The sequence below is a fragment of the Anoxybacillus pushchinoensis genome, assembly GCF_900111795.1.
Classification (GTDB): domain Bacteria; phylum Bacillota; class Bacilli; order Bacillales; family Anoxybacillaceae; genus Anoxybacillus; species Anoxybacillus pushchinoensis.
In genome coordinates this window covers 1-8334 of the sequence record NZ_FOJQ01000074.1, presented here as the reverse complement: position 1 = coordinate 8334, position 8334 = coordinate 1, and the positions used below count along the sequence as shown (strand labels likewise).

Annotated in this window: 16 protein-coding genes and 1 pseudogene; 15 read left to right on the top strand and 2 right to left on the bottom strand. The window is 42.2% G+C overall.

Translation table 11 applies throughout. The features are described from left to right. Positions 1-268, top strand: a pseudogene (locus BM213_RS13345) (RNA-guided endonuclease IscB); the annotation flags it as partial. Positions 269-434: 166 nt separating this feature from the next. On the opposite strand, the gene BM213_RS13340 reads toward BM213_RS13345, so the two are convergent. Continuing rightward, positions 435-1154, bottom strand: coding sequence for a BMQ_0737 family morphogenetic spore coat protein (locus BM213_RS13340; protein ID WP_091704951.1), 720 nt, complete (start codon positions 1152-1154; stop codon positions 435-437). A 155-nt stretch (positions 1155-1309) separates the two neighbouring features. Here BM213_RS13340 and BM213_RS13335 point away from each other — a divergent pair, with 155 nt between their 5' ends. The 14 genes from BM213_RS13335 to BM213_RS13275 all read left to right on the top strand — a co-directional run bounded on the left by BM213_RS13335 (position 1310) and on the right by BM213_RS13275 (position 7781). Further along, positions 1310-1573: a spore coat protein regulator protein YlbO gene (locus BM213_RS13335; protein ID WP_091704948.1), complete on the top strand. Its 264-nt coding sequence runs from the start codon at positions 1310-1312 to the stop codon at positions 1571-1573. 72 nt (positions 1574-1645) lie between these two features. Beyond that, complete coding sequence (locus BM213_RS15185; RefSeq protein WP_004891743.1) at positions 1646-1768, top strand: hypothetical protein; 123 nt, start codon at positions 1646-1648, stop codon at positions 1766-1768. 18 nt (positions 1769-1786) lie between these two features. Then, positions 1787-1978: a phage holin family protein gene (locus BM213_RS13330; RefSeq protein WP_003395339.1), complete on the top strand. Its 192-nt coding sequence runs from the start codon at positions 1787-1789 to the stop codon at positions 1976-1978. An 85-nt stretch (positions 1979-2063) separates the two neighbouring features. Continuing rightward, on the top strand, positions 2064-2267 hold the full coding sequence (locus BM213_RS13325) for a DUF1657 domain-containing protein (RefSeq protein ID WP_003395336.1): 204 nt from the start codon (positions 2064-2066) through the stop codon (positions 2265-2267). Positions 2268-2325: 58 nt separating this feature from the next. Then, positions 2326-2781, top strand: a complete 456-nt coding sequence (locus BM213_RS13320) for a YhcN/YlaJ family sporulation lipoprotein (protein ID WP_091704945.1) — start codon at positions 2326-2328, stop codon at positions 2779-2781. A gap of 12 nt (positions 2782-2793) precedes the next feature. Next, on the top strand, positions 2794-3276 hold the full coding sequence (spoVAC, locus tag BM213_RS13315) for a stage V sporulation protein AC (RefSeq protein WP_091704943.1): 483 nt from the start codon (positions 2794-2796) through the stop codon (positions 3274-3276). Continuing rightward, entirely contained in the window at positions 3273-4289 is a 1017-nt protein-coding gene (spoVAD, locus tag BM213_RS13310; protein ID WP_091704940.1) for a stage V sporulation protein AD, read from the top strand. The genes spoVAC and spoVAD overlap by 4 nt, the downstream gene beginning before the upstream one ends. Further along, complete coding sequence (gene spoVAE / locus BM213_RS13305; RefSeq protein WP_042534439.1) at positions 4286-4642, top strand: stage V sporulation protein AE; 357 nt, start codon at positions 4286-4288, stop codon at positions 4640-4642. The genes spoVAD and spoVAE overlap by 4 nt, the downstream gene beginning before the upstream one ends. 6 nt (positions 4643-4648) lie before the next feature. Further along, positions 4649-4855, top strand: a complete 207-nt coding sequence (locus tag BM213_RS13300; RefSeq protein ID WP_019418195.1) for a DUF1657 domain-containing protein — start codon at positions 4649-4651, stop codon at positions 4853-4855. A gap of 2 nt (positions 4856-4857) precedes the next feature. Next, positions 4858-5715 (top strand): DUF421 domain-containing protein, encoded by an 858-nt coding sequence (locus BM213_RS13295; RefSeq protein WP_091704937.1) that lies wholly within the window; start codon positions 4858-4860, stop codon positions 5713-5715. A gap of 295 nt (positions 5716-6010) precedes the next feature. Then, a complete protein-coding gene (locus BM213_RS13290; RefSeq protein WP_019418193.1) occupies positions 6011-6238 on the top strand; it encodes a helix-turn-helix transcriptional regulator in 228 nt (75 codons plus the stop codon). Positions 6239-6243: 5 nt separating this feature from the next. Continuing rightward, positions 6244-6537 (top strand): hypothetical protein, encoded by a 294-nt coding sequence (locus tag BM213_RS13285; protein ID WP_019418192.1) that lies wholly within the window; start codon positions 6244-6246, stop codon positions 6535-6537. 285 nt (positions 6538-6822) lie between these two features. Beyond that, positions 6823-7143 (top strand): hypothetical protein, encoded by a 321-nt coding sequence (locus BM213_RS13280; protein ID WP_244149299.1) that lies wholly within the window; start codon positions 6823-6825, stop codon positions 7141-7143. A 77-nt stretch (positions 7144-7220) separates the two neighbouring features. Then, positions 7221-7781 (top strand): hypothetical protein, encoded by a 561-nt coding sequence (locus BM213_RS13275; RefSeq protein ID WP_091704930.1) that lies wholly within the window; start codon positions 7221-7223, stop codon positions 7779-7781. Positions 7782-7917: 136 nt separating this feature from the next. On the opposite strand, the gene BM213_RS13270 is transcribed toward BM213_RS13275, so the two are convergent. Continuing rightward, positions 7918-8334: IS3 family transposase (locus BM213_RS13270; RefSeq protein ID WP_143091198.1), on the bottom strand; the 417-nt coding region annotated here is incomplete at its 5' end.

Below are 8334 nucleotides of genomic sequence, written 5' to 3'. Positions count from 1 at the left end.
AGATAGATATGGCTTCCCAAGAGGTTATCTTGCAAGACAAAAATTCTTCTTTGGTTTTCAAACAGGGGACATGGTTAAGGCTGTTGTCCCAAGAGGGAAATATCAAGGCGTTTGGTTTGGCGAAGTCGCATGTAGAAAGACTGGAAGTTTCGATATTAAAGGCAAGGACGGAAAGCGTATCGCACAAGGAATAAATTATAGATATGTCCAAGTCATTCAGCGATTTGACGGATATGCTTATGGAAAGGGGGTGGCGGAACTTGCGTAAGGTGCAATTCCTCCCCGTGCCTAAAGGCAGGGGCTTCCTTGCGTAAGTTTCGTGAAAAATACGTGCTATCGTTCTTATTCCTTTTGGATTGCTTGCACATATACGGTAATCAGCTACATGTTAAACATATAAAAAAAGCAGGCTGTCTGTGAGCCTGCTTTAGTCATTAATGTGCTGGGAATACTTCAGGGCATTGCGGTGGGAATTTGTCTGTTGGGCAAAGCGTTGCTTCTAAAATTTCTTCGCGCGGCTGGCAGTAGCGTGCTTCGACTTCAAGTTTTACCTCGGCCTCCATTTGCACTTCTAAACATAATGTAATGGATACATCAAGCTGTGAGAAGTTGTCAGTGCAAATTAAGCTAGCGTCACATTCGAAAAATGAAATGTGGCAATCGAGCGTCGTTCCTTCTGGCGCGCATAAAATAAACGTTTGCGCTGTCGCGAATGGAATTGGATTTGATTCACAAACAACGTGGCCGTTTGCGTTTACGACTTGCACAACGACGTGACCTTTCACAAGCACTTTCACTTTTTGCAATGTGACTGTATCGCCTGATGGAAGCGTGACATGAACAGGTTGGCGTCCGTCTGGTTGCAAAATTTCTTGGCAAATAAGAGCATTGTTATCTACTGTTTGATCGATGCGGTTTCCTTCATCGTCTGTTAAGAAGCAGCGAATCGAGAAATCGCTAGCACCTAAACCGTTTGATGCGAAGAAGTCACAAACCGATTGCCCTCCACGTGGACATTTGCTTTCAGGAAAGATATTTTCCAAATCCCCATTTGAAAAACTACGCAACGGCACATCGACTTGACGAGTAACCCAGTCATACACTTTGCGTGTTTTAATACACACTTTTTCTTTACATTCTTTATGATGCGTCATGCCTCGTTCCTCCTATTTCAGTTTTTCCCGTCGCATGTATCGGGACTACTGTATAGTATGAGAAAGGTAGGTAAGTGTGCAGGGATAAGTGCGGAATTTTTTTGTCATAAATAGGTGTGCGATTGAATTGTTATGTAGTAGAGAGGGGGAGGCATATGCAAAACGAGTTAGACGTCTTGCGGGCGGAAAATGTGTTGTTAAAAGAATTGGCGGCGTTAAGTGAACAACGGTACGAGGAAGTGAAGCGGTTAAAAAAAGAGAATGAGGAGTTAAAAAAACAAATTGAGCAATTAACGAAACAGTTATTTCAACAACGGCCAGATTCGTGGTTCATGCATACGCTTCAACGGCAACAAGCGCTAAAACACGCCAAATTGCCGCTGTCGACTCCGTTTTCGTTTGCGGAAAAAGAGAAATAGGAAAAAGGCATAGTCACTTGCTCCATCTTTTTCATATGCTATTGTATCTTACATGTTGTGGAGGGTTACAAAATGGAAAAGAAAAAGACGATGGCGCTTCACGGAACACAGTCGGCAAAAGTATATACGTCTTCCCCAGCACCTGTCAAAAAAACGGGTGGCTGCGGATGTGGAAAAAAAATAAAAAAACAATAAGCATGGGGTGAGAAGAAGATGGAGCGCTTTAAAAACTATGGGCTATGGCTCGCGATCGGCGCTTTTATACCGCTTTTCTTGCAAACGTTTGGAGTCGATATTGATTTAGGAAAATATGAGCAACTATGGAACGCCTTTTTAAGTATTTTAGTCATGGCTGGAATCATCAATAACCCGTCGCTCGGAAACGGATTTCGCGATAAACGTTAGCTCCTTTTAGGGGCTATTTTTTTTGTATAACTTTACGAGCTGTGCGCATGCTATGTGATGAAAAAGAAAAAGGAGGTTTTTCAATATGACTGTTGCAAGTTCTGTGAAACAAACGTTAGCTGGATTAAAATCGGCGCAAGCAAGTTTTGAAACGTTCGCTCTGCAAACGGAAAATGAAAAAGCAAAACAATTGTATCAACAAGCGGCACAACAGACGCAAGCGATCGTTGATTTGTTGTCCCCGCGCTTGCAAGAAATTGAACAGGAAGAGCCACAATATAAACAGTAAGTAAGTCGGGTGTCCAATCGGGGCGCCCTTTCGTTACATGCATAGAAAGGTGAATGTGATGAGACAATTGCTCGTAATGATCCTCTTTTTTTTCATCATAAGTTGTGCACATGAGCCAAAAGAACAAAAACAGTCGCTGCAAAACGAAAACATCACGAACGTAAGCCATGACGGAAGCGCGAAACGAAGCGACCAACAACACGCCGAAAAGGCCGTACAGATGTTAAAGGAACGGCAAGATGTGAAAGATGCGGTGGCGGTCGAAGCGAACGGACGGCTGCTTGTTGCGTATCAAGTGAAGCATATGCAACGATTTCGTATGAAAGCTATTGAAAAAAATATAGAACGCACGTTAAACGATACGTTCGATAAACAAGTGATCGCTTCACACGATTTAAAAATTTTTTGGAAAACGAAAGCGTTAAAAGAAAAAATGGAAACGAAACGAATGAGTGAAAAAGAGATTGAAAAAGAGATGACGGTCATTCAAAAATTGAGCGAAGAACAGACGTAGCGAGGTGGGACGATGGCGAACGAAAAACGAAAAAATTTAACGCCTGTACAACAACAATATCATCAGTTTGAACAAGCGCGCGAAACGAAGCGTCCGGTGTTGAAAAATTGCATGCGCGCCTTTTTCGTCGGCGGGCTCATTTGCGTCATCGGACAAGCCATTTCTTATTTTTACATGTACTTTTTCGATTTCACAGAAAAAACTGTCGGCAATCCGACCGTCGCAACGATGGTGTTTTTAGCGATGCTTTTGACAGGCTTTGGGGTATATGATCGATTGGCGCAGTTTGCAGGGGCGGGAAGCGCGGTGCCTGTCACCGGATTTGGAAACGCCGTCATTTCGGCTGCGATTGAGCATCGGACGGAAGGGTTTGTGCTCGGTGTCGGTGGAAATATGTTTAAGCTTGCCGGTTCAGTCATTTTGTTCGGCACGTTTTCTGCGTTCGTCGTGGCGCTCATTAAAACGATCGCGTTGAAATGGGGTGGTCTCGGATGATGAAAGGGCATCGCACGTGGGTGTTTGAAAACCGACCGGTCATCGTCTCCACCGCCACAGTCGGCGGACCGTTTGAAGCGAACGGAAACATCGCTAACGATTTTGACTTGCTGCATGAAGACCTTTGGCTCGGAGAAGATTCGTATGAAAAGGCGCATAAAGTGTTGTTTGAAGAAGCGTTTTTTCAAGCGATGAAAAAGGGGCGCATCGAGAAGGAACAAGTGCAGTTTATTATTTGTGGCGATTTAATTAATCAAATGACCCCTTCAAGCTTTGCGGCGCGCACGCTTAGCACCCCGTATCTCGGTGTATTTGGCGCATGTTCAACGTCGATGGAGGCGCTCGCACTAAGCGCGTTTATCGTCAATTACGGCGGGGCGAAGTACATATTGACAGGAGCGGCAAGCCATAATACAGCGGTCGAAAAGCAGTTTCGCTACCCGACGGAATACGGGGGACAAAAGCCGCCGACGGCACAATGGACGGTGACCGGGGCAGGCGTGGCGCTCGTCGGAAGTGAAGGAGACGGTCCGCGCATTACATCCGCAACGATCGGGCGCGTCGTCGATATGGGATTGACCGATCCGTTCAATATGGGGGGAGCGATGGCGCCAGCGGCTGTTGATACAATTGAGGCGCATTTGCGCGATATGCAAGTCGATGCGTCGTATTACGATTTAATTGTCACAGGTGATTTAGGAAAAATTGGCCGCACCGTCTCGCTCGATTTATTGCGGAAAAACGGAATGGAGCTAGAGGAGGAGCGATATCAAGATTGCGGGTTAATCATTTACCGCGAAGGGCAGCCGGTGCTGTCAGGTGGAAGCGGGGCGGGATGTTCTGCGACGGTCGTCTATGGGCATTTATTTAACCGAATGAAGCGCGGGGAAATTCGGCGCATGCTCGTCGTCGCGACGGGCGCACTTTTGTCGCCGCTCACGTTTCAACAAGGGGAGACGATCCCGTGCATCGCACATGCGGTGGCGATTGAATATGGAGGCGATCATGGATGATGGCAATGTTTTTTTGGGCGTTTGTCGTCGGCGGGCTCATTTGTGTTATCGGGCAGTTGATGTTTGATGTATTCAAGCTTACCCCAGCCCATACGTTAAGCTCGCTCGTCGTCGCCGGAGCGATTTTAGACGGCTTCGGCTTATACGAGCCGCTTATTGATTTTGCCGGAGCGGGTGCGACGATTCCGATTACAAGTTTCGGTAACGCGCTCGTGCACGGAGCGATGCAAGAAGCGGAAAAGCATGGCATCGTCGGGGTGTTAACCGGCATGTTTGAAGTGACGAGCGCCGGCATTTCAGCGGCGATCGTGTTCGGTTTTATTGGCGCATTATTATTTAAACCGAAAGGATAGAGGAAGATGACCATTGGTTCACAAGTAAAGCAAAGTTTAGCGAATATGAAAGCGATTCATGCGACGTTGCAAGAGCTTGCGCTGACGTCAACGAATGAGGAGGCGCAACGAGCGTTTCATGAAGCGATGTTACAGACGGAACAAATGATTGCGGCGCTGAAAGGGCGAATATCGACGCTTGAGCGCGAAGAGCCGCAATATAAGGGGATGTAAGTATGCCAGCATGGTTAGAAGTTGCGATTCGCTCCATTTGCATTTTAATCGGACTGTTCATCATTACGAAATTGTTAGGAAAAAAACAGTTGTCAAAGTTGTCGTTTTTCGAATATATCGTCGGCATTACGATCGGAGATATTGCCGGGTCGATGTCGATGGATTTAGACATTCGCTTAACGGAAGGGATTACGAGCATTTTAATTTGGTCGCTTTTCCCCGTCGTCATCTCGACCATTTCGTTACGAAGCAAAAAATTTCGTGATTTTGTCGAAGGAAATTCAACCGTATTTATTAAAAACGGAAAAATTTTAGAAGATAATTTGAAAAAAGAGAAATATACGGCGGACGAATTGCTTGAACAGTTGCGGAAAAAAGATGTGTTCCGCGTCGCCGATGTGGAATTTGCGACGCTTGAAGCAAACGGCGACTTAAGCATTTTATTAAAGCGCGACAAACAGCCGTTGACGCTCGGAGACATCAAACCGTATGTGCCAGAAGAAAAAGAACCCCAAACCGTCATTATGGACGGCAAAATTTTAGACGAACCGCTCGCGACCGCCCGTTTAAGCCGCGGCTGGTTGAAGCAACAACTCGATCAAATGGGCGTCGCTGTTGAAAACGTCTTTTTAGCTCAAGTCGATTCGTACGGCCAGCTTACTGTCGATCTATACGACGATCGCATTCAAGTACCAGCACCGCAACAAAAGCAACTATTGCTTGCATCGATGAAAAAAGCAGAAGCCGATTTCGAGCTGTTCTCCTTACAAACGAACGATGCAGAAGCGAAACAAATGTACGAACAACAAGCAAAACACATGCAGCAGCTTATTCAAAAACTGCGACCGTTTCTTATGTGAAAGATAAACACCGCTCTTATGCGAATAGGCATAGGGGCGGTGTTTTTGTTTTTCTAAGGGGAAATGGTTCAGCTTACAATAGAAAGCAAAGTGGACGATAGGTCATTGTCGCATGTAGTGGTTAAGCGATTTAACGTTGACACATGCGCACATTTCATTTTGCCAAGTTATTTTCGGATAGTATACGAGTTCTAGGTGAAAAACGTAACGTTTTTATGTAAAATAAACTTTACATTTTGTAAAAAATACTTTACTATGTGTATATAGAAATCTTTGCATAATGGAGGTGTGATAAATGACAAAGAACAACGGCTCTTTATCCAATCGAATCAACGTTTTAAGAGCCGAACGGAAAATGACACAAAAAGATTTAGCTGAAAAAGTAGGGGTTAGTAGACAAACGATTATTTCAATTGAAAAGGGAAACTACACACCCTCGTTAGTATTAGCGTTTGAAATTGCAAATGCTTTTGGAGTGGACATTAATGATGTATTCCAGTTTAAAAAAAATGAGGAGGTTTGATAATAATGGGTACTTTCGTTCATTTTACTAATATTTTAGCAGTATTAGCACTGGCTGCTTTTTTAGTTTTAATTTTTTTGATTAAGCGAGAAGGTAACGATGAAAGAACACAATATATGGTTTATAAATTGTTTAGTTTTCTGTTTACTTTCCTGCTGATCGGACTATCTTTAATTATAATTGTGACAGGGTGGAAAACTATAGATTATACTTTGCTTAGAGTTAGCATCACTACTTTAATGTCATTGAACATTTTTGTTGGACTCGTTTATTGGATATATCTTAGTAAAACAGCTTAGTAAAAATAAAAGTTGTACACCATTTTTTACAACATGTTGTACTGACATTTATAAGAAAGAATAAGCAAATGAATGATGTTTTCACATTCTTGTTCAGGAGAGAGTATCATTTGTCGAGTACATGTTGTGATGATTAACCAAAATATTCTATTAAATCCTTGAAAAAACTAAAATAAAAATATATAATAAAAGTGTAATAAATTTTAATTATAGGAGGTAATTGGTTTTAAGAGGAAATTCGCCCTATTTAGTTTGTCAGTCGGTTTGGTGGTTTTCGGTGGAGTAGTGCAAGCAGGTACTAGCTGGTCAAACTATAATACAACCGTTCCAAAATTCAATGGTAGCGGTTATACTGGTTATCAGACAAAAGATTCGTCTGGAACGTATGGGGAGTTATATTCGGCGATCGTTGGAGGATCGTATACTGTTGATGCGAGAATGGTGGCGAGCTCTGGTACAGGATCATGGGTGCGTAGCATAACGGATGATGACTATCGCAATCTACCAAACTCTGTTCCGAAAGGGTTGAGCACGCGAGTTGAGTTCAGTAATGATATAACGACGCCAGTAAATGTTCAAGTATCGGGAAGATGGAGAAGTAATTAAAAAATATTTATCGTGATCGTTTAGGACGAACGTCCGACGATCACGATTCATTTTTCGCGAATGAGAGGGTGAAAGAGATGTTGAGCAACCAATTAGTAGTCGAATTGAAGAGAGCACTTACAAAAAAAAATTTATTTTTTTGGATAAGTATTATTGTTTTGTTACCAACGGTTAGATTTTATATGGTAAAAGAAGGATATCAGTTTTATGAACCGATTGAAGTATTTCACGAAACAGTGTCAGACATTATTCCTTTGCTCTTTCCTGTTATCGCCATCATCATTTATTTACCTTCTTTTTTACAGGAACAAAGAAACAAGTTTATTACGTATACTCGTACTAGAGTTCCACTGCATATTTACATCACTAGTAAAGGACTGGTGAATGCTCTGCTAACGGGAATTGTTACGTTTTTGCTCATTTTTCTCCCGTTTCTTTTTATCGTATATTTTGAACAAAAATTAGGCATTATTCATTATAGCCCTTCTAATGAACATATGCGTATACCTGCTGTAACTTTTTCACAGTTTTTATCGCATGGAGCGTTAACATATGGGTTTATTTATTCTTCGTGGGTTGCCGTAAATGGCATAGTGTATTCTACAATTGCTTTTTTTCTATTGATATTAGGTCAATAAAGTAGACACAAAAATTTATAAATTTTTAGCAGCTACCGCGCTATCGCTTGGTGGCCTTTTAAAAACAATTACGACGCTGTCCTAATTATTTTTAAAAAGTAAATTTTCGGGTCTCATTTTTCTATTAATATGCTCATTAAGCTCCTTTTTTATAGTACATACGTTCGTATTCAGAAGGTGAAAAATACCCTGTTGCGGAGTGAATACGTTTGTTATTGTAAAATATTTCTATATACTCGAATATGCTCTTTTTTGCTTCTTCCCTTGTTTTATAACGAGTCTGATAAATTAGTTCTTTTTTTATGATCCCATGAAATGATTCGATACAAGCGTTGTCATAACAGTTTCCTTTGCGGCTCATGCTACATTTCATACCGTATTCAATTAGCTTAGCTTGATAGTCATTTGAAGCATATTGACTCCCTCGATCAGAGTGATGGAGGATAGATCCTTGTGGTTGTTGACGCTGATATGCTTGCTTTAAAGCGCTCAACACTAGCTCCTTTTTCATTGAACAATCTATATGCCAGCCGACTATTTTCCTTGAATACAA